At 37.3% G+C, this 20,142-nt stretch carries 17 protein-coding genes, 1 pseudogene and 1 riboswitch; of the genes and pseudogenes, 5 read left to right on the top strand and 13 right to left on the bottom strand.

Features of this window, described 5'->3' with window-relative positions:
• The first annotated feature begins 76 nt into the window (after window positions 1–76).
• Window positions 77–495, top strand: a pseudogene (locus Q4503_RS08030) (VOC family protein).
• Window positions 496–563: 68 nt separating this feature from the next.
• On the opposite strand, the gene Q4503_RS08025 reads toward Q4503_RS08030, so the two are convergent.
• Entirely contained in the window at window positions 564–1,685 is a 1,122-nt protein-coding gene (locus Q4503_RS08025) for an alanine--glyoxylate aminotransferase family protein (protein WP_303601931.1), read from the bottom strand.
• A 169-nt stretch (window positions 1,686–1,854) separates the two neighbouring features.
• Here Q4503_RS08025 and Q4503_RS08020 point away from each other — a divergent pair, with 169 nt between their 5' ends.
• Window positions 1,855–2,397, top strand: a complete 543-nt coding sequence (locus tag Q4503_RS08020) for a YaeQ family protein (RefSeq protein WP_303601930.1) — start codon at window positions 1,855–1,857, stop codon at window positions 2,395–2,397.
• Between the two features lie 61 nt (window positions 2,398–2,458).
• Window positions 2,459–3,835: a M28 family peptidase gene (locus tag Q4503_RS08015; protein WP_303601929.1), complete on the top strand. Its 1,377-nt coding sequence runs from the start codon at window positions 2,459–2,461 to the stop codon at window positions 3,833–3,835.
• A gap of 14 nt (window positions 3,836–3,849) precedes the next feature.
• Here the strand turns inward: Q4503_RS08015 and Q4503_RS08010 are convergent, their stop codons facing one another.
• From Q4503_RS08010 to Q4503_RS07995, 4 genes are all read right to left on the bottom strand, one after another.
• Entirely contained in the window at window positions 3,850–4,317 is a 468-nt protein-coding gene (locus Q4503_RS08010) for a GNAT family N-acetyltransferase (protein WP_215972580.1), read from the bottom strand.
• Between the two features lie 122 nt (window positions 4,318–4,439).
• A complete protein-coding gene (locus tag Q4503_RS08005) occupies window positions 4,440–5,303 on the bottom strand; it encodes an EamA family transporter (RefSeq protein ID WP_303601928.1) in 864 nt (287 codons plus the stop codon).
• Between the two features lie 131 nt (window positions 5,304–5,434).
• Entirely contained in the window at window positions 5,435–7,327 is a 1,893-nt protein-coding gene (locus Q4503_RS08000; RefSeq protein WP_215972582.1) for a TonB-dependent siderophore receptor, read from the bottom strand.
• 529 nt (window positions 7,328–7,856) lie between these two features.
• Complete coding sequence (locus Q4503_RS07995) at window positions 7,857–8,363, bottom strand: peptide-methionine (S)-S-oxide reductase (protein WP_303601927.1); 507 nt, start codon at window positions 8,361–8,363, stop codon at window positions 7,857–7,859.
• A gap of 341 nt (window positions 8,364–8,704) precedes the next feature.
• Between Q4503_RS07995 and Q4503_RS07990 the strand changes: the two genes are divergently transcribed.
• Together Q4503_RS07990 and Q4503_RS07985 are read left to right on the top strand one after the other, a co-directional pair.
• On the top strand, window positions 8,705–8,932 hold the full coding sequence (locus Q4503_RS07990; protein ID WP_215972584.1) for a DUF2798 domain-containing protein: 228 nt from the start codon (window positions 8,705–8,707) through the stop codon (window positions 8,930–8,932).
• A gap of 328 nt (window positions 8,933–9,260) precedes the next feature.
• A complete protein-coding gene (locus Q4503_RS07985) occupies window positions 9,261–9,572 on the top strand; it encodes an EthD family reductase (RefSeq protein ID WP_303601926.1) in 312 nt (103 codons plus the stop codon).
• Between the two features lie 107 nt (window positions 9,573–9,679).
• Here Q4503_RS07985 and Q4503_RS07980 read toward each other — a convergent pair whose 3' ends face one another.
• The 8 genes from Q4503_RS07980 to Q4503_RS07945 all read right to left on the bottom strand — a co-directional run bounded on the left by Q4503_RS07980 (window position 9,680) and on the right by Q4503_RS07945 (window position 19,932).
• Window positions 9,680–9,859: a DUF6435 family protein gene (locus Q4503_RS07980; protein WP_215972586.1), complete on the bottom strand. Its 180-nt coding sequence runs from the start codon at window positions 9,857–9,859 to the stop codon at window positions 9,680–9,682.
• Between the two features lie 298 nt (window positions 9,860–10,157).
• Window positions 10,158–11,987, bottom strand: coding sequence for an allophanate hydrolase (atzF, locus tag Q4503_RS07975; RefSeq protein ID WP_303601925.1), 1,830 nt, complete (start codon window positions 11,985–11,987; stop codon window positions 10,158–10,160).
• Window positions 11,987–15,598: an urea carboxylase gene (gene uca, locus Q4503_RS07970; protein WP_303601924.1), complete on the bottom strand. Its 3,612-nt coding sequence runs from the start codon at window positions 15,596–15,598 to the stop codon at window positions 11,987–11,989. The genes atzF and uca overlap by 1 nt, the downstream gene beginning before the upstream one ends.
• A gap of 121 nt (window positions 15,599–15,719) precedes the next feature.
• On the bottom strand, window positions 15,720–16,358 hold the full coding sequence (locus Q4503_RS07965) for an urea amidolyase associated protein UAAP2 (RefSeq protein ID WP_303601923.1): 639 nt from the start codon (window positions 16,356–16,358) through the stop codon (window positions 15,720–15,722).
• A gap of 2 nt (window positions 16,359–16,360) precedes the next feature.
• A complete protein-coding gene (locus Q4503_RS07960; protein ID WP_303601922.1) occupies window positions 16,361–17,185 on the bottom strand; it encodes an urea amidolyase associated protein UAAP1 in 825 nt (274 codons plus the stop codon).
• The gene (locus tag Q4503_RS07955) at window positions 17,178–18,011 is read right to left on the bottom strand and encodes an ABC transporter ATP-binding protein (RefSeq protein WP_215972590.1); all 834 of its coding nucleotides are present in this window, start codon (window positions 18,009–18,011) and stop codon (window positions 17,178–17,180) included. Before Q4503_RS07955 ends, Q4503_RS07960 begins: the two co-directional genes overlap by 8 nt.
• Complete coding sequence (locus tag Q4503_RS07950; RefSeq protein ID WP_252727433.1) at window positions 18,011–18,823, bottom strand: ABC transporter permease; 813 nt, start codon at window positions 18,821–18,823, stop codon at window positions 18,011–18,013. Before Q4503_RS07950 ends, Q4503_RS07955 begins: the two co-directional genes overlap by 1 nt.
• Before the next feature lie 20 nt (window positions 18,824–18,843).
• A complete protein-coding gene (locus tag Q4503_RS07945) occupies window positions 18,844–19,932 on the bottom strand; it encodes a putative urea ABC transporter substrate-binding protein (protein WP_303601921.1) in 1,089 nt (362 codons plus the stop codon).
• Between the two features lie 51 nt (window positions 19,933–19,983).
• A riboswitch (guanidine-I (ykkC/yxkD leader) is annotated at window positions 19,984–20,079 on the bottom strand.
• Between the last annotated feature and the right edge of the window lie 63 nt (window positions 20,080–20,142).

The raw sequence follows: 20,142 nt of genomic DNA, 5'->3' as shown, positions 1-20,142 counted from the left end.
TAGAAGCGTAGAAACTAAGTAATACCCATGTACTAAGATTTTATCTTGCTATAAATTCACAATCAAAGGAATATCAATGAAATTTTTACATGCTATGGTGCGCGTTCGTGATCTTGAGCAATCACTAGACTTTTACATCAACAAGCTCGGTTTAATTGAAACAAAGCGCGTAGATGTACCTGAAGGCAAATTCACCTTAATCTACTTAGCTACAGCGATAGGAGAGCCTGAAGTTGAATTAACTCATAACTGGGCTCAGAAGAAAACTATAAAGGTGGGCGTAACTTTGGTCATTTAGCTTTTGAAGTAGATGATATTTATCAAACATGTTTAGCGCTACAAAACAGTGGTGTGGTTATTAATCGTCCACCACGATGTGGCAATATGGCATTTATTAAATCACCTGATAATATTTCAATTGAGTTATTACAAAAAGGTGATGCACTACCGCCACAAGAGCCTTGGTTAAGCATGGAAAATATAGGCTCTTGGTAGTATTTGAGCACTATCATTAACGAGCTAAGTATATTATTGCCAATAATATACTTAGCTCTTAGCAATATTTATTGAGCTAATGCCTCTTTAAGCGCTGCTAAACATACTAAGACATTTTCATTACGCGCAGTATGGCCCATTAATCCAATTCGCCAAGCAGTGCCTGCAAATTTACCTAAACCTGCACCAATTTCTAAATTATATTCTGTTAATAAGAATTGACGAACCTTAGCATCATCAACACCTTCTGGAATATAAACGAGATTTAATTGTGGTAAACGTTCTCCTTCAGGTACGATAAACTCAAGCCCTAAGCTTTCTAAGCCAGCCGCTAATTTTTTATGTTGTGCTTGATGGCGTGCCCAACTATTTTCCAAACCTTCATTTTGTAACATAACTAATGATTCATGTAGTGCATATAAAGAGTTTACTGGTGCGGTATGATGGTAGCTGCGTTTACCCTGCCCTGACCAATATCCCATCACCAATGATTGGTCTAAAAACCAACTTTGTACAGAGCTATCACGATTTTTAATAATTTCAGCCGCCTTATCACTAAAGCTTATTGGTGATAATCCTGGCACACAGGATAAACATTTTTGACTACCAGAATAAACTGCGTCAATCCCCCAATCATCAACTCTTAACTCAACACCGCCTAATGAGGTAACAGCATCAACAATAGTTAAACAATTATATTTACGTGCTATTTCACATAAAGTTTTACAATCAGACAGCGCACCGGTAGAAGTTTCTGCATGCACAAAAGCAACAAAACTCGCTTCTGGTGTTTGTTTTAATGCTTCTTCTAAAGCTTCTGGGTCAACTGCTTTACCCCATTCTCCTTCAACAACCACAACCTTAGCGCCAATACGGACAACATTTTCAATCATACGTGCACCAAAAACACCATTTTGACAAACAACGACCGTATCATCAGGGGTTACTAAGTTAACAAAACAAGCTTCCATTCCCGCTGAACCTGGAGCCGAAATTGCCATGGTATAGGTGTTTTTCGTCTGAAATGCATATTGTAATAATGATTTAACTTCATCCATCATTTCAATAAACTTAGGATCTAAGTGACCTATGGTAGGTCGAGCAAGTGCAGATAAAACTCTAGGGCTAACATCTGAAGGACCTGGCCCCATTAATGTACGTTCTGGTGGTATAAAAGATTGAATTGGCATAATAAACTCAAATAAAAAAATTATTAGAACAATACCATAACATTCTCTAAATTATTTATTAAATTTATCGCTATTATCTCAACTATTTATTTTAAAAATGTGTAGTAAGGGTTTCTTATACTGTTATCATTATCAATAACTTATTTTTTGAATATAGCAAAAAACACACATGGCACTTAAAGCAACAATTTATAAAGCTAATATTGAGCTTGCAGACATGGATCGTAACTACTACGACTCTTTGCAACTTACCATAGCACAACACCCTTCTGAAACAGATCAACGACTTATGGTGCGTTTGATATGCTACATTTTAAATGCCCATAATGATTTACAGTTTGGCAAGGGGTTAAGTGATGAAGATGAAGCAGTAATGTGGCAAATAAACTACAGCGATGAAATTGCTTTATGGATTGAATTAGGCCAAATAGATGAAAAACGCATCAAAAAGGCTTGCAATAAATCAGCCCATGTAAAACTTTACTGTTATGGGCCAAGCGTTGAAACTTGGTGGTCACAATCGCAAAACACATTAAATAAATTTCCCAAATTGAGTATTGAACAGTTTGAAACCAGTACTACAGATGCATTGGTAAAACTACTCAATAGAACGATGGAATTTCAATGCAGCATTCAAGACGGTCAACTATGGCTAAGCTGTGGTGATGAATCTTTATTAATAGAAACAACTACATTAAAAATAGAGCAGTAATTTACTACAACCTTGCTCAAACTTAACTGCTCAAACTTAATAGAAAACACAGGAAAATAATATGATTAAAAAAATCTCAACGTCTTTATTTACAGCCAGCATATTAGCAACAAGTATCGTCTCCTCATTTTCGACTTTAGCAGAGCAAAGCACGATATCTTTAGCACAAGTAACTAAAGATATAACCTACTTAGCCAGTGACAATTTAAAAGGTAGAGGAAATTTCTCTACCGAAATTAAACAAGCGGCCAGCTACATAGCAAGCCGTTTTCAAGAAAGCGGTTTAATCGGCACTGAAGATATCGCAACGCATAGCTTTTTACAGAAATATAAAATATCAAAAATGAGTTCTACAAAACTCGACTTAGTTTTAAATGGACAAGCACAGGTCACTGACAACTTAACAATAGCCAGTACAGCAACAGACGTGTCATGGTTAATGACTAATGGGGTAAAGAGCAATGAATTTACAATTCACACTATTGGTAAAGATGATAGCCTGCGTGAAGCACTGAGCAATATAAATAGCCAAGGTGGAGATCACCTGGTTCTTTTAAACCCTGCACATGAAAAAACATTCCAACGCTATCAACAACGATTTGCCCGCGGAGTCACTAAACTGGTAGAAAAAAATAATCAGCAAGATATTGGTGGCACAATAGTAATAGCGCTTTCTAAAGTAACATCAGAAGAAGTTAAAAACATAGGTCTTGTCGCTAAAAACAAAAAAAGTATCAGTGAACTTAGCAACGTAATAGCCGTATTACCCGGAAAAACCAAACCAAACGAAATCGTACTTTATTCTGCGCATTATGATCATTTAGGTATGACAAATAGTGAAGGTGATCATATTTTTAATGGTGCTGATGATAATGCTTCTGGCACAACCGCAATTATTAATATTGCTCAGCATTACGCTAAACAAAATGACAATGCTCGTACCTTAATGTTTGCAGCGTTTAGTGCAGAAGAGCTCGGAGGTTTTGGATCACAATATTTTTCAAAGCAAGTAGATCCTAACAGCATCACTGCAATGATTAATATTGAAATGATTGGTAAACCGTCTAAGTTTGGCGCAGGCACAATGTGGATGACAGGAATGGAACGTTCTAATTTAGGTCAACAATTAAACCAAGTGTTAGCTAAATCGGGTAACGAAATTCATCAAGACCCTTATCCTGAACAAGGTTTGTTTTATCGTTCAGACAATGCAACATTAGCAAGATTAGGCGTACCTGCCCATAGCTTTAGTAGCACTCAATTAGACAAAGATAAACATTATCATAATGTAACTGATGATCTGTCTTCATTAAATTTACCTTCGTTACATAAAGTAATAGAAGCACTAGCAATTGCCACTCAACCTTTAGTAGATGGTTCAGTGACACCATCGCGTATTGATGTCAATAAAGTAAAAAATAGAGGTCTGATATATTAACTTACACTCTCAAATTAAATAGCTAGAACATCAAGTGGGCAGCGCATTTGAAATTCTACTTTATTTTTTCCTTCAATTTGAAAGCCATGACGTAAATAAAGCCCTCTAGCAGGGTTTTTTAATAATACATTCAGAGTAATAGGTAGTTGAAGCTGTAATGCCTTTTTTTTAACGACCTTTAACACTTTACTGCCGATCCCTTTACCTTGATATTCAGGCAATATTTGTAATTGCCTGATATGCAAACTCTTGCTGGTATTATTAAGAGAAACGATTCCGAGTTTTAGTAGACCTATTGGTTTACGATTTCTTAGGATAATATGTGAATCGTAATAATGCTCTTTCACTCTTTCAAGGTGTTGTTCATTGGTTAGTTTTATTTTTGCATTTGCTAAATGCTTAGACATTGATTTTTTTCTTAAAATTAATAAAAAATCTAAATCTTCATGCGTAACGTTTCTAAAGCCTATTGTAAATTTCATTTAAATAGTTTTTAATTTTTCTGTATAAGGACAGTATAACAATATTTTCTGAAATAAAATCTACATAAGTACGATAATTATTGCGTAATCAGTAGCTATATCATCAACCTAAGTTTATAAGGTTAAGATCTGCGTTTAGCTATCAACAGTGCTGTAACAATAAACAAGGAACCAATCGCAAGTCGTGCAAGCTCTTCTGTTGTACCACCTTTTGCTTCACCAAACACAAATAAAGAAGCAAACATAGCTAACGGCACAACAGCATTATTAAAGGTAGCTAATACTCCGACACTTGTTTGAGTTCCTCCTTTATTCCAAAAAAAGAAACTAAGTCCTGAAGCTATTACCCCCATATACACTAAGACCAACCACTGCTCAGGTGTTGCATCTAAAGGTAAAGGTGGCTTTTGTGAAATTAATAATGTTGCAAGTATAGTAAAGACAGTAGCACCAAGATATAAAAAGCCAAAAACAGAGCTGTCGCTAATATGTGGTCGTTTTTGTTTCCAATCACGATAATAAACTTGCCCAAACGCAAAAGCAATATTAGCTATTTGCATAAGACCAAACCCTAACCAAATTTCGTTTGAGTCAATATTGCCCATTTTTATAATCGCTGCTCCAAACACCGAAAGTATAGTGGCTAATAAATACCAAGGAGTAAAACTGCGTTGTCGCAGGTCATTAATAATAACAATATAAAGCGGTGTAAGTACGCTAAATAGTGCAACTAAATGGGAGGGTAAATAACGAAAAGCAGAGAGATAACAGGTATACATTACACCATACTGAAAAGCTCCCAGTAATATCAGTTGCTTTTTTTCTTGCCAGTTAGTATTGCGTAGCTTTATAAAAGGAAGAAAAGCAAGTAATGCCAACAATAGTCGAGTATCAGCGATCTGCAGTGGATCAATACCTTTAAGCGTATTACCAATAAGACCAAAAGAAAAAGCCCAAATCAACGTAGTTATCACTAAATAAATCATTCAAAATCTCTATAAGTAAAGTTAATGTATTTAATAACTACCCTAATAAATACACAATTTCATCTTGCTCAAATACTGCTTAAAACTATTCCCCCTAATCAATGAATAGGGGGTACTAAACCTTTACTATATTACCAATGGTAAGTAGCACTAATAGTATATTGCTCACCACGACCAGGGGTACCAGGCACTTCTTCAAAAGACTCATCCCAAAGGTTATCAGCAGCAAGCATAATATCTAAACCTTTAATTTGTGAAGGAGATATTTTTACCGTTAGGTGTGTAAATAAAGCATCTTCATCTCCGTTGCGAAGAATATTTTCTTGCTGCTTACGCCATTCATTATCAACACGCACTTCAACAATGCTAGTAGGACGCCAGATCACACCTAAGGTTACACGGTGGTCTGGAAAGTTCAAAGCGTAAAAGCTAGCATCAATATCAGCAAGGCCGTAGTCTTCCGATTTATCGAGAAAGGTATAACTAGTGATTATTTCAGCATTTTCTAACCGCTTTATTGCAATTAACTCAACACCTAATGTATCTATGTCAACCGGATTGGCAGTACGAGCAGAGGTTGAACTTAAGCTGTAAGTCCAATCTGTTAAATCATTATCTTGTCGATAAAAAATAGCAGAATCCAAACGCCAAGTGTCGCGATCTAAGGCGAGTCCTAGTTCAATATTTTTCGTAGTTTCTCGATCAAGCTCGTAATTACTTCTAAATAATCCACCGGTATTACTTCCACCAATAGCCGTATAACCAGCTACTTGACTAGCTTCTGCATAAGAAACATAAAGTGTTTGAGAAGTATCATCTGCATTGATTGTATTCCATGTGATATCACCAATTAATGAAGCTTGTGAATCGTCACGGTTCGTATCATCAAAAGCAGCACCTAAACGAAAAGATAACTGTTGTTCATCAGCTAACTCTATTCTATATTCAGGTAATACACTGAATTTGTAATAGGAACGAGAGGTAAAATTATTTTCAAGTGAGGTTGATGTAATGTTATCTTCTATAAACTGTGCTGAATAATTTAATGCAAATTCAGCTGTTTGTACATGACGACCAGACAAACCTATCGATTTTACATTCGTTTCATGAAAAGATTGAAATGATTCTGGGTTTTCACGAGAAAAAATATAATGATCGTTGTTATTACGATAATAAGCAGATACTTCAAATGTACTATTTTGAGCATAATGCTGTTTATGATTCAATATAAATAACTCTGTTTTAATATCTTCAGTTTCATTAACATTAAATGGTGTGTACATATTCGGCCAGCCAAAAAACTTTTCTTGAGAGCCAAAAAACAAATCAGTTTGAGATGATGGACTCGCTAACTGAATGCGGCCTGAAGCTCGCTGAAAGTCGTGATCGCCAAACTCTATAGTACCGTCACTTTCAGAGCGTGAATATTCACCTTCAAAACCAATAGTCCAATCAGTGAAATCGTCAAGTTCAATACTAACAGCACTGTGTATTCGTTGTAGATTAGAATTATTATTACCTACCCCAATTGAAGCACTACCCGACGTTTTTATCTCTTTCCATTCACGAGATACAGTTCCTACAGAGCTATTCATCCCTAGAAGCGCATTATCAACCCCTGTAAGTACGTTAGCATTACTCAACATTTCTTGAGCAATAGGAATTTCAGCAAAGTAATGCCCCGTTTGTGGGTCAACTAAAGTGGCACTGCCGACCCTAAACCCGGTATTTTCAAAAATTCCACCACGAATTGTTACATCTGCTTGGGCTTCAGCCATATTACGTGATTGAAGATCTACACGTGGGTCATATTCTAAATTTGACACTGGCGAGCCAAAGGTCCCTACAGGTTTGTTATTTGCTGTAGTTGAACCTTCCACCATGATTTTTTCAATATCATGACTTGATTCTTCCATCTCATTTTTTACTTCATTATTTGTTTCCTTATTCACATCAGATGCTAATACAGAAGTCGATAGACTAAATAACAAAGCAGGTAAGGCAACTTGTACAATTCGAATCATATTAATATTCTCTATTCACTCTATTGGTAAAAAACGATCTTTTCTTTTAAGCACAAAATACATCAACAAAAGTTAACTCCTTCAATTGCTAATGTAAAAACAGAGCTTAAATATCGAAACATCAAGCAGGAATACCATCAGTGATATTAGCTTTAGTTATAATCGTTAGGTTGACGGGCATTATATAGCAGTCAGTAAAACATCATAGATGTAAACCAGATAAGAAGTAACTTGGTTTACATTGGTACAAAAAGAAACCACAACTGATGTAGATTATCAATTGGCGTTTACTGGTTTGGTGAGAATATAGCAGCACTAATAGCTAAAATTTATCACAAATTGATTACGACAAAGTTTATAACGACAAAGTTTATAACGACAAAGTTTATAACGACAAAGTTTATAACAAGTTTTCAGTATAAAAAAATCGTTAATATGAATATTTTAACTCATTTGTTCACAGCAATAATCGAAATATCACTAACACTATATAAAGAATCAATTACCTCGAACATTAAATACATTAACGCTACTTATATTTATGTAATATTTTTTTAGGGATATGACAGTAATCATTTGGAAAGCGAGATAACCTTTCTTGGTGTTCCTCGTCACTTTTCACATAATTAAGAAGCGGTAATATTTCTACAACAATCTTATCCGCATCATCACGACAGTTAATAAACCGAGTAGCACTTTTGAGGTGACTACTTTGTTTGCTGTATATTCCAGTTCGGTATTTCTTTCCTACATCTTCCCCTTGCTTATCAATACTATATGGATCAATTATTTCAAAAAAATAACCAATAAGTTCATTAACATTAACTACATTGGGAGAAAAAATTACTTTTACACACTCAGTATAACCATCATAACTACTTTTAGTACTATCCGTTAACCCATTAGCTCGTCCTGCTTCAGTTTTAGAAACCCCTGGTAGATACTTAAGAAACTCCTGTACTCCCCAAAGACATCCACCAGCAAAATAAATAACTTCCACTTCGTTGTTATCATGATTATATTCTTCAATCTTCATTTTTACTCTTTACAAAAAGGTTTTTGGTTCGTTGTTTTCGTTAATATACTTTTACCATAACTCGCTATTACATTATTTATCAATAACACCCGAATATCAGTCAGCATCTTTGCAAACAAAAGTAAGTTATCGACTTCAATGGTAACATCATAAGCTATCCCCTATTCTATCAAGTTAAACCGAAAGATAAGCAATACCTTTATTTTACAGTGAAATAAGTCTAATACATTATATAAAGACAACAAATAAAAAATAACTGTTGGCTTTTCTTCATTCATCGCTTATTTTAGCCCATTATTGCCTCCCTTAAGCAAGGCGTTATGCCAATTTAGAGTAATTTAATGATTTCACGTAAACATCACAAAATAGTATTTTCTTTTTTTATGGCATTGCTCATGTCATGTATTATGTCTTTCGTTATCAGTGTTTTTAACGTAGGTATGGTGAGCAACATCATTGATATTTGGTTAAACGCTTGGAGCTTTGCTTTTCTCGTTGCATTTCCAGCCATCATTATTGTGTCTCCTATCGTCCATAAACTCGTTAACATTGTATTACATGAGGAATAAACAGCAGCTAATTCACTTTTTCATTAGCAATTAGGAGTAAAAGCTTACTCTATAATTATTCTGTATATTCTTTATTCTCGACAATCATTTATCAAATATTGTCAATATAGCGATAATGATAAAGGGCTACATCTATGTTGATTAAATAAAAATTAGCACCTTTTGCACCTTCTGACATTTAATAATGCATGAAAAATGAGTTGTAATAGTAATTTACCTCCGTGTATCATCCTTAAGGTGTTTAAATAACAAGCTAAAAATTAACCTGCATTAAGTGTTAGTCGTATGCTAAACCGTTAAATAAATATAAGCGAAAAGGATAAAAACAATGATAAAAGTTAGCGTGATGTATCCAAAGTCTTTAGATGGAACTTTCGACATAAACTATTACTGTAAAACACATATTTCGTTAGTTGGAGAACTGTTGGGAGATAGCTTAAAGCATGTAACTGTTGATTCTGGCCTTGCTGGTGGTGCTCCTGGGGAAGATCCTGCCTTTATTGCAATGGCACATATGACATTTGATTCAGTTGAAAGTTTTGAAGAAGCTTTTGGGCCTAATGCCGAGACCATAATGGCGGATTTGGCAAATTTTACAAATATACAACCTCAAATTCAAATTAGTGAAATTAAACTCTAATATATTCTATCAACAAGAACTTCACTGTAGTATAAAAGTAGAGAATAGTTGGTTATTTTTGATGACTTATTGTTATAACCAACTGTTTATTATTACTAATTAGTCTCTTAATCTATGGTAGATTTTTCTAACACTACTATTTTTTCTCTAATTGCTTCCGCTTCAGCGGTAATCATAGCATACGATTTAATATCGCCACTTCTTTGTGCGTTCATCGCTAGTTCAAGCTTAGCTTCATAAGCCTTATTTAACTTTTTAACTGGATCTTTCTTAAAAATTGCGAACATTATCATTACTCCTAAAATGGTAGTAATTAATTATACGCAGATAAACATATTTTGGTTTACTTATTGCGAACGATTAAAGGATCACAATACGTAAGATTTAAATTTAAAGCTTATATTTATACCAATTTCACTAACTATGTGATCATTTCTACTTGTTAAAACCATCAACTACATCATTATTTAATAATTAGAACAACTAGTTATTGAAATAAATGTCTTGTATTTGACAATTTTTTCTACGTATAAAATTGTAACCTAATGAATGAAACTGGTATTATTGATATATCATTTCGAGCAATTACATATTTTGATTAGCATAAGCGCGCCAGCCGCCTAAATGCGTAATATCAGTAGCAGATTCGATTGCGTACCCTTCACAAATAAAGCTAGTTATCCAACTACCATCGTCTAGTTCAACTTTACCTAATCCTAATGGTTGCCCTATTCCCTGTAAAAAACTCCCAACAGTACTTACCGGTATACGCCACACTTCAACGTCAATGGCGGTTCCGTCTTCTGCTACTCGAATTAAACCTGGGCGAAAAGGAGGATCACCTGCTAATGCGTAAAAACGATAATCCGCAGAGGTTTTACAACTTTTCACTAAGTAGCCACCACGCTCTGTTAATTGGTGATTCAGTGGAAAACCAGTTAAATGTGCGCCACAAACAGCAATATCAACTTGCTCTACATTTGCATCACTTAAAACTGTACTACTTACTTTACTTAGAGCTTGCTGCGTCGCTCCTAAGGTAAAGTTATTCAGTTGTTGTACTTTAGCGCCAGCGCTCAATAGTAAACGGTCGCTAAACGCAGGGCCAAATAAGGTAATACCAAACGGTAATCCTGATGCTAAAAAGCCGGCAGGCACAGCAATTGCGGCATAATCCAATAAATTCATAAAGTTGGTGTAATAGCCTAAATTAGAATTTAGCTGAATAGGATCGGCTTCAAGTTCCGCTATAGTATAAATAGTGCCAGCAGTTGGCGTGACAATACAATCTAATTCAGCAAGGATGGCATCACATTCCACTTTGAAAGCCTGTAATTTATACATTGCTTTAAAAGCACTTACCGCAGAATGTTTAGTTGCACCACCAATGATGGTTTCAATAACAGGTAAACATTGTTTAGGGTCGTTAACAAAAAATTCTTCAATAGCAGCGTAACGCTCTGCAACCCAAGGGCCTTCATACAGCAGTTTCGCGGCATCTAAAAACGGTTGAAAGTTAATAGTAACTACTTCTGTGCCAGCTTGTTTTAGCTGCTCAACGCTATTCTCAAATAAGGCTTGTGCGCTTTCGTCACCAAAAAAGGCAAGCTGCTCTTGTTCTGGCACACCAATTTTTAATGACGCAAGACCTGACGCTGGTTGATAAACCGCATCAGCGCCCAGGTTGAGTCTAGAGTAGCAGTCGCTCATATCTTGTTTTGCCGCAATCGTTAATAGTTCATTTAACTCATCAACCGTATTAGCAAAAAAGGTAACGCAATCTAAACTTTTACAAGCAGGCACCACACCAGTACAACTCAACAAACCTTTTGTCGCCTTTAACCCCACAATGTTATTAAGCGCTGCAGGTACACGGCCTGAGCCTGCAGTATCGGTACCTAATGAAAAGCTTACGTTACCGTTAGCAACCGCAACGGCACTACCCGAGCTTGAACCGCCTGAAATATATTCAGGGTTAAAACTATTTTTTACTGCACCCCATGGGCTTCGAACCCCCACAAGCCCTGTAGCAAATTGGTCTAAATTAGTTTTACCTAATGGAATAGCACCCGCTGCCATTAACAATTGCACAACTTGCGCTGATTGCTCAGGCTGATAACGATACGTTTCACAGCCGGCAGTAGTCGGCAAAATGTTTAAATCAATATTATCTTTAATCGCAAAAGGTACGCCGTATAAAGGTAACTCGTCGAGCGACTTATCGCTCAGTGCCGCTAACATTTCAGTTAACTGCTCATCTGAAACCGTCGCTAACCAAACATTATTTTGATCGTCTTTAGCTTGCTTTAATTTAGCGGTTAAAAAACTTTCAACGTTTAATTCACCACTACGGTAAGCATCTTGTAAAGCGCTAATGGTCATATTTTGTGTGATCATGTTGTTAGTATCAATCATTAGTTTTTCTCCAAAATCAATAAACGTTGTCCAGCGTGTACTTGCGCACCTTCTTTTTGAACTAAGCTTGCAACAGTACCTGCGGCAGGTGCTACCACTTCAATCTCCATTTTCATGGCTTCTAAAATTAATAACGGTTGTCCAGCTGTCACTTTTTCACCTGGCTTCACTAGAACCTTCCAAATATTACCCGCGACATGACTGTCAACACCGCGTTGTTCGGCAGTTAAACTTACAACATCAGTTTCTACTTGAGTCATTTCGTCGGCAACAAAATTAGCTTGTCCTGATTCTTGCCATTGTTGACGCTCCGTTTCAAATGCTTTTTGTTGCTTGTCTTTAAAGGCAACAATTGACTCTTGGTTTTCACTCAAGCTTTCTTGGTATTGCGCTAAGCTAAAAATTGTTTCTTCAATTTTTAATGGGTAATCACCGCGAGGAAAGTCATGACGAATTTGTGTTAATTCTTCACTGCTTACTGGGTAAAATTTAATTTGGTCGAAGAAACGTAATAACCACGGTTTTTGAAATTCTGCTGTTTTACGGTAGCGGTTCCACATTTGTAAAGTACGACCAACAAACTGATAACCACCTGGGCCTTCCATACCATAAACACATAAATAAGCGCCACCAATGCCAACAGCATTTTCAGGAGTCCATGTACGTGCAGGGTTATATTTTGTGGTAACTAAACGATGACGAGGATCTAGCGGTGTTGCCACTGGCGCTCCTAAATAGACATCACCTAAGCCCATCACTAAGTAACTTGCGTTGAAAACAATGTCTTTTACTTCTTCAACCGAATCTAAGCCATTAATGCGACGAATAAATTCAATATTATCAGGACACCAAGGTGCGTCTTTACGTACTAATTCATCATATTTTTTTATCGCTAAACGTGTGGCGTAATCGTCCCAAGATAAAGGAATATGAACAATACGTGATGGCACAGTTAATTGGCTAATATCACCCAACGCTTGCTCTGCTTCGGTTAAGATTTCTAATAACTCAACAAGAGGAAGCTGTAAGTTCTCGTAATGTACTTGCAGCGAACGAATACCTGGCGTTAATTCATCAATACCAGCAATATTCATTTCTTGTAGTTTTAACATCAGCGCATGAACACGGAAGCGTAAGGCCACATCTAATACTTGCTCACCGTATTCAACCAATAAGTAATCTTCACCACTGGCTCGGTAAACTACTTGCTCGTTTAGCTCTGATTTATCAATTGTTTTGATAATAGCACTTTCAGGTAGTTCTGTTGGTGCTTTTTGTTCAACAAACTGAGCTGATTGTAATTGTTCAATTTGTTGTGTTTCTAACTGTTGCGCATCAAGAATAGAGACGGGTTGAAAACGAATGCTCGCCCCCGCTTTTAACTGACCTACTTTCCATAAATCTGCTTTGATAATGGTAACGGGACAAACAAAACCACCTAAACTTGGGCCGTCAGGACCTAGGATAACTGGCATATCACCAGTGAAATCAATGGTACCAACCGCATAAGCATTATCGTGAATGTTTGAAGGGTGTAATCCTGCTTCTCCACCATCATTACGTGCCCATTTAGGTTTTGGCCCCATTAAACGCACACCAGTACGGCTTGAGTTAAAGTGTACTTTCCACGTTGCATCAAAGAAGGCATCAATATCTTCAGGACAGAAGAAGTCTGGCGCACCATGTGGTCCGTAAATAACACGAATAGTCCATTCATCGGTAATATCAGGTAATAATGTTGAGCCTTGTGTTTCAGTACCTTCAAATGTGCATTCAGAAAAGTCTGCAATGCTTAATACATCACCCGTACGTAAAGCACGACCGGCATGACCACCAAATTGACCTAGCGTAAAGGTTGATTTACTGCCTAAATAATCTGGACATTGAATACCTTCTTGTACGGCTAGATAAGCACGTGAACCAGCCCCTTTAATATTACCCAGTGTTAAAGTTTGTCCTGCTTCCACGTTAATAACAACACCATTAGTCACACTAACGTTATCTAATTCCGCGTCTATTGTGGCACCGGCTAAAACAATACGTGTTGCACTGTTAAAGCGTAATGTTGGGCCACTAACAGTAATCTCTAAACCTGCAGCATCATCGGTATTACCTAATAAGGTATTCGCTAAACGAAAACTAACACTGTCCATTGGACCTGAGGGTGGTACACCGATATTCCAGTAACCTTTACGACCAGGGTAATCTTGAATAGTGGTTTGTGTACCACCAGCTAACACGTCAATTGAACAAGGTGAGTAAACAAAGCTATTTAATGTTTGTGTTAATAGCTCGGCATCTTCTACTACTTTACTGCTTAATAACTGGTGTAAATAATCTTTATTGGTTTCTATACCGTAAATTTCACTACGAATAAGTGCTTGTTTTAAGCCGGTAAGCGCTTGTTCACGTGTTTTACTATGACAAATAACTTTAGCTAACATAGGGTCAAAAAATGGTGACACTTCAGTGCCACTTTCTAACCAGTGATCAATACGTAATGTGCCTTGGTCAACTTCTGTTGCCCATTTAACATGACTAATTAAACCGGCGCTTGGTTGGAATGATTTATTCGCGTCTTCTGCATACATACGCACTTGAATAGCATGACCTTTAGCCACTAATGTTTTTTCAAGTTCAGCTAATGGCGCTAACTCTTTTGCCGCTAAGCATACCATCCAGTTAACAAGGTCAACGTTATATACTAACTCGGTTACACCGTGTTCAACTTGTAAGCGTGTATTTACTTCTAAGAAGTAGAATTTTTGATCTTGTTGGTCAAAAACAAACTCTACCGTACCTGCGTTACGATAATTAACCGAAGCGGCTAAACGGGTTGCTGTACTATGTAATTGTTGACGAACATCGTCGGCTAAATTAGGTGCTGGACACTCTTCAATTACTTTTTGGTTACGACGTTGTGCTGAGCAATCTCGTTCACCCAGAGCGATAGCATAACCTTCACCATCACCAAAAATTTGCACTTCAATATGGCGCGCTTGCACAATAAATTTTTCTAAAAATAATGCGCTGTTACTAAAGTTGTTTTCACTTAATCTTTTTACTGAATCATAAGCTTGGCTTAATTCTTCTGCGCTATTACAGCGCTGCATGCCAATACCACCGCCACCAGCAGTACTTTTAAGCATTACTGGGTAACCAATTTTTTCAGCACACGTTAATGCATCATTTAAATCTTCAAGTAGATCACTACCTGGTAATAACGGCACGTTAGCTGCTTCAGCAATTTCACGTGCTCTATGTTTAAGACCAAACTCAAGCATTTGTTCTGGTGTTGGCCCTAAAAATACTAAATCATTTTCTTCACATGCTCGAACAAACTCAACATTTTCACTTAAAAAACCGTAACCTGGGTGAATAGCCTGCGCGCCACATTCTTTGGCGATAGCGATAACTTTTTCGATATCAAGATACGTTTGTTTAGCGCCACCTTCGCCTAATGAATAAGCTTCATCAGCTTGAGAAACATGCAGGCTATCTGCATCGGCTAGGCTATAAATAGAAACACTTTGAACCCCCATTTCTGATAGGGTACGGATAATACGACAAGCGATTGCGCCACGGTTGGCAATTAATATTTTAGTGAACATAATGATGACCTTTTAAAGGTTGGGTCGTCCCGAAAATAGTACTGAGCGTTTGGTAACAAGGTCGTCCTTGCTGGCTCGTAATGGCTGCTAAATAGTTTATGTACAGCACGTTATCTTTTAATTAATCCCAAATCAGCATTTCAACTGCGGTTGGATTATAAGCATTACAAGGGTTATTCAATTGAGGACAGTTCGACAATAAAACAATTACGTCCATTGCAGCTGTCATTTCTACATATTTACCCGCTCCGCTGATACCGTCAGCAAAACTTAAACCACCGTCACTACTTACCGGTACATTCATGAAGAAGTTAATGTTGTGAGTAATATCGCGTTTACTTAATCCGTATTGTGGGTTTTCGGCTACGGCTAATAACCAGCTATCGCGACAAGCATGCATACATTTTTTTTCTATCGCGTAACGCACTGTATTACTTTCGGTTGCACACGCACCACCTAATGTGTCGTGACGACCACAAGTATCGGCAGTAATTTCTAACATCTCGTTACCGTCGTTAGAAAGCAATTTGCTTCCTGTCGTTAAGTACACATTACCTTGCTCACGGATAGTATCCATGGCGCTGTAACGCTCACTTGGGTCGTTCGCGCTGTAAAATAATGTATCTGCCGCTTGGTTACCCTCTAAATCTAAAATGCGTAGCGTTTGCCCTGCTTTAAGTACTTGCATGTAATAGTCACCGGCAAGGACAGTATCGCTGCGAGTCGCTTGCTCTGCTTTAAGTTGACTTGAAGTGATCATGATTATGCTCCTTGTGTTTCAGTGTGATTAGCATGTGAGTGATGCGGGTGTTGGCAACTATGCATTAGATTTTGTTGAAAGTTATAACGACGGTTATTTTCAAAACCGCGACCATTTTCATCGCTAGAATTTAAACATTTATCATCATCTGTCATTGCAGGAGCTTCGCTTAAAGCAATGCTCACAGAACGATTAGGATATTCGCTTGCGGGGTTCATTGGATGAGGGCATGTAGTGAATACCACTAGCGTTTCCATTTCAAAACGTAATTCTACGGTATCGCCGGCTTTACTGTGATTTGGAACAAAGCTTAAATAGCCATCGTCATTGGTTTTAACTTGGCTGAAAATATTGATGTTAGCCGCTAAGTCACGTTTGCCTAAACCATATTTAGCCACTTCAACTAATAAACTGTCGTGCCCGTTTTGCAACCAAGCATTACGGTCGCTTTGGTAATTTCTTTCACCCCATTTTTCTGCCACTTTTTGTTTATTAGCAACACCACCAACACTGTCAATCCAGTTGGTGTCATCACGCACAATTGAACAGAAAATACGACCCATATCTGAATACAAGCAATGGCCATGAGTTAGCTTAAACGTATGTTGGCACTTTAATGTATCAGGGGCGTTGTAACGCTCTAATAAGTTATGTGGGTTATAAAACAACATAGAAACATTAGCACCGCCTTCTATATCGGTAACAGCTAATACTTTGCCTGCAGGAATAACCATAGACCAATGGCTTGCACCTGGAATAGTGTCTTGATAAATCACGCCTTGTGGTGGCTCTTGTAGTGGTTTTTGTAACGAAATATCTTTACTCATGAGTGTTCTCCCGAACAGCATCTTTAGCTGTTGCTTCTTTTTCTATTAACGTCTGTATTGTTGATGGAATAGCCTGCGCTGAATTAAGCGCAATATCGTAAACAACTTGTGCGCCGTAACGCTCTGGCTGTTGTGGATCGATTCGCGGCTTATCTAATACCCAAACACGCGATCCAAGGCTAAAACCTTCCGACAAATCGTGAGTAATCATAAAAATGGTTAAACCACGCTTTTGCCATAACTCTCGTACCAGTTTATGCATGTCTTTACGAATGCCTGGATCCAGTGCACCAAAAGGCTCATCCAGTAATAAAATACGAGGCTCTTTAATCAGAGCTTGAGCAATAGCTAAACGCTGTTGCATACCACCAGATAACTCACTTGGGTATTTAGCAGCCGCATGGCCTAAGCCAACGGCAGTTAACATCTCTAACGCTTTTTCTTTAATTTCTTTACGTTGTTTACCAAGCACTTTTCCGAAAAATGGAGCTTTGGCAAATTCGGCACCTAACATGACATTTTCTAAAGCATTAAGGTGCGGAAAAGCTGAATACTTTTGAAAAACAATACCGCGAGTTGCGTTAGGCTCTTTAGGCATAGGTTCGCCATCAAGTAAAACGTCCCCTCTACTGTGAGCTTCAGTACCTAATAACATATTTAATAACGTTGTTTTACCACAACCTGAGGCACCAACAATGCTAATAAATTCGCCGGCTTGTACGTTTAAGTTAAGTTTTTCAAGCACGATATGATCACCGTATTCTTTCCAAACTTGTTTAATTTCAATAATAGGCTCAACCGTATTTTTAATGAATGGATCTGTCATTATTCTTCTCCTCCTTTACCGTGGTACCAAGGAAAAGCCCGCTTTGAAATAAGTCGTAAAATGGTATCCATTAAAAAAGCTAATACCGCAATCCAAAGTACGTAAGGTAAGATTACGTCCATGGCTAAATAACGACGAATTAAAAAGATCCGATACCCTAAACCTTCTGTTGCGGCAATGGCTTCACCCGCAATCAAGAACAACCATGCACTACCTAAGGTTAAACGGACTGCGCTCAATAATGGTGGTAATACTTGTGGTAACACTACTCTAATCATTATTTGCCATGTATTAGCACCTAAGGTTTGTGCCTTAAGTAACTGCTCTGCAGGTAATGACTGTGTACGTAGTTGTAAATCACGAATTAAAATAGGACAAATACCAATGATAATTAGCATTACTTTAGATAATTCACCCAAACCAAAGACGATAAACAATATCGGTAATATCGCCATTGGTGGAATTAACGAAATAGCGGTAACCAAAGGAGAAAGTGTTGCTCTGAACAGCGGCAACATGCCATTAATAACCCCAAGAACTAAACCAATAAGTGCACTAATACCAACCCCAAAAAATAAGCGTTCTAAACTTGCCCCGGTATCAGCCCATAACAAATATTCGCCAGTACGTTTACTTGGTTCAAATGCCATACGCTGTACCGCATCAGCAAAACTTGACCATGAAGGTAATAATTTGTCACTTGGGTTTTCTAATAAGCGTGCATCAGATGCAACCGTATAAATAATTAACAAGAGAACAAAAGGTAATAAGTTTAAAATCAGTCGTACTGAACGACTGGGTTTGCTATTCATTAAACGCATAACAATCAGCCTTATAGTTTATTGTCGATAGCCATTTGCATAAATGAAGGAGTAAAACGAAGTTTGATATTTTGTTTGTTACCATAAACACCACTTGGTGTTTCAATACCAATGAATGTAGCATCACTTGCACCCTCACCTAATAAGCCATGTTTAAATGAAAATTCTGCTACTTTACCCATGGTATTTTTAAGGTCAGCGCTGTTGTTAAACATTACGGCATCTTTAGCATTGAAGAACATTTTTGTTGAAGCTAATTGTGCATCGTATCCTGCTAAATCAGTGCCTGAAGCTTCTGCCATCATGGTACGTGCATCAATCGCTTTTTGATCGCTACCTTGCATAGTGGCCATAATTTCATACCAAGCACCTGTTAAGGCTTTACCTAATTTAGGATTATCATTAAGTGTTTGTGTATTAACAACTAACAAGTCGATGATTTCACCAGGGATCATTGAAGAGTCAAATACTTTACTGGTATTTGGCATTGCGGTTATTTCACTTAATAATGGGTTCCAGGTAGTGACTGCCGTTACATCATCAGTAGTAAATGCGGCAACAAGGTCAGCATCCGAGGTATTTACAACACGTACATCACGTTCAGTTAGCGAGATAGTTTCTAGTGCACGAGCTAATAAATAATGAGAAACACTTAGTTCAACTAAGTTAATATTTTGTCCTTTAATATCAGCTAGTGTTTTTTTACCTTTAAGCACAACACCATCATTACCGTTAGAGAAATCACCAATAATTACCGCTGTAGAATCAACACCACTGGCTGCAGGAATAGTTAATGCATCCATATTAGTCATTACGGTTGCATCAAAACCACCAGCCGTATATTGGTTAATAGATTCGACATAATCATTAACCTGAACAACTTCAATGTTGATGTCATATTTGTCAGCCCATTTTTTTACAATGCCTGACGCATTACCATAATCCCAAGGCATCCAGCCGACATAAATAGTCCAAGCTAAACGGAAAGTAGGTTTTTCATCTGCTGCACTGGCTACTGAGTTAAACAAAACAACGCTGCAAAGAGCGCTAAGTGTGAGGAATTTAGAAACTGAGCTACGTAAATGTTTAATAATATTCATATCTTTATCCTTTAGTTACACATAGAAAGTATGAGAGACATTGCTCTAATCTTCTCCCGGGCTTTTATCCCTCCGTGTAACCTTCAAATAAAGGTCGACAACTCTCGGTCCAGTCGCTAAAAAGCCGGAACCCTAGATGTCTATTACCAAATTGTGATATTGATAAGTGACTTACCAATATCCCTCATACGAGTAACTAGAAAAGAGCAA

It is taken from the genome of Colwellia sp. 6_MG-2023, from assembly GCF_030547765.1.
GTDB lineage: Bacteria > Pseudomonadota > Gammaproteobacteria > Enterobacterales > Alteromonadaceae > Colwellia.
This window is presented reverse-complemented; position numbering and strand designations above follow the sequence as displayed.

Bases quoted from the DNA above. Each gene is read 5' to 3' on its own strand.
- Q4503_RS08025 (WP_303601931.1), bottom strand. From the start codon at position 1,685: ATGCCAATTCAATCTTTTATACCACCAGAACGTACATTAATGGGGCCA.
- Q4503_RS08020 (WP_303601930.1), top strand. From the start codon at position 1,855: ATGGCACTTAAAGCAACAATTTATAAAGCTAATATTGAGCTTGCAGAC.
- Q4503_RS08015 (WP_303601929.1), top strand. From the start codon at position 2,459: ATGATTAAAAAAATCTCAACGTCTTTATTTACAGCCAGCATATTAGCA.
- Q4503_RS08010 (WP_215972580.1), bottom strand. From the start codon at position 4,317: ATGAAATTTACAATAGGCTTTAGAAACGTTACGCATGAAGATTTAGAT.
- Q4503_RS08005 (WP_303601928.1), bottom strand. From the start codon at position 5,303: ATGATTTATTTAGTGATAACTACGTTGATTTGGGCTTTTTCTTTTGGT.
- Q4503_RS08000 (WP_215972582.1), bottom strand. From the start codon at position 7,327: ATGATTCGAATTGTACAAGTTGCCTTACCTGCTTTGTTATTTAGTCTA.
- Q4503_RS07995 (WP_303601927.1), bottom strand. From the start codon at position 8,363: ATGAAGATTGAAGAATATAATCATGATAACAACGAAGTGGAAGTTATT.
- Q4503_RS07990 (WP_215972584.1), top strand. From the start codon at position 8,705: ATGATTTCACGTAAACATCACAAAATAGTATTTTCTTTTTTTATGGCA.
- Q4503_RS07985 (WP_303601926.1), top strand. From the start codon at position 9,261: ATGATAAAAGTTAGCGTGATGTATCCAAAGTCTTTAGATGGAACTTTC.
- Q4503_RS07980 (WP_215972586.1), bottom strand. From the start codon at position 9,859: ATGTTCGCAATTTTTAAGAAAGATCCAGTTAAAAAGTTAAATAAGGCT.
- atzF (WP_303601925.1), bottom strand. From the start codon at position 11,987: ATGATTGATACTAACAACATGATCACACAAAATATGACCATTAGCGCT.
- uca (WP_303601924.1), bottom strand. From the start codon at position 15,598: ATGTTCACTAAAATATTAATTGCCAACCGTGGCGCAATCGCTTGTCGT.
- Q4503_RS07965 (WP_303601923.1), bottom strand. From the start codon at position 16,358: ATGATCACTTCAAGTCAACTTAAAGCAGAGCAAGCGACTCGCAGCGAT.
- Q4503_RS07960 (WP_303601922.1), bottom strand. From the start codon at position 17,185: ATGAGTAAAGATATTTCGTTACAAAAACCACTACAAGAGCCACCACAA.
- Q4503_RS07955 (WP_215972590.1), bottom strand. From the start codon at position 18,011: ATGACAGATCCATTCATTAAAAATACGGTTGAGCCTATTATTGAAATT.
- Q4503_RS07950 (WP_252727433.1), bottom strand. From the start codon at position 18,823: ATGAATAGCAAACCCAGTCGTTCAGTACGACTGATTTTAAACTTATTA.
- Q4503_RS07945 (WP_303601921.1), bottom strand. From the start codon at position 19,932: ATGAATATTATTAAACATTTACGTAGCTCAGTTTCTAAATTCCTCACA.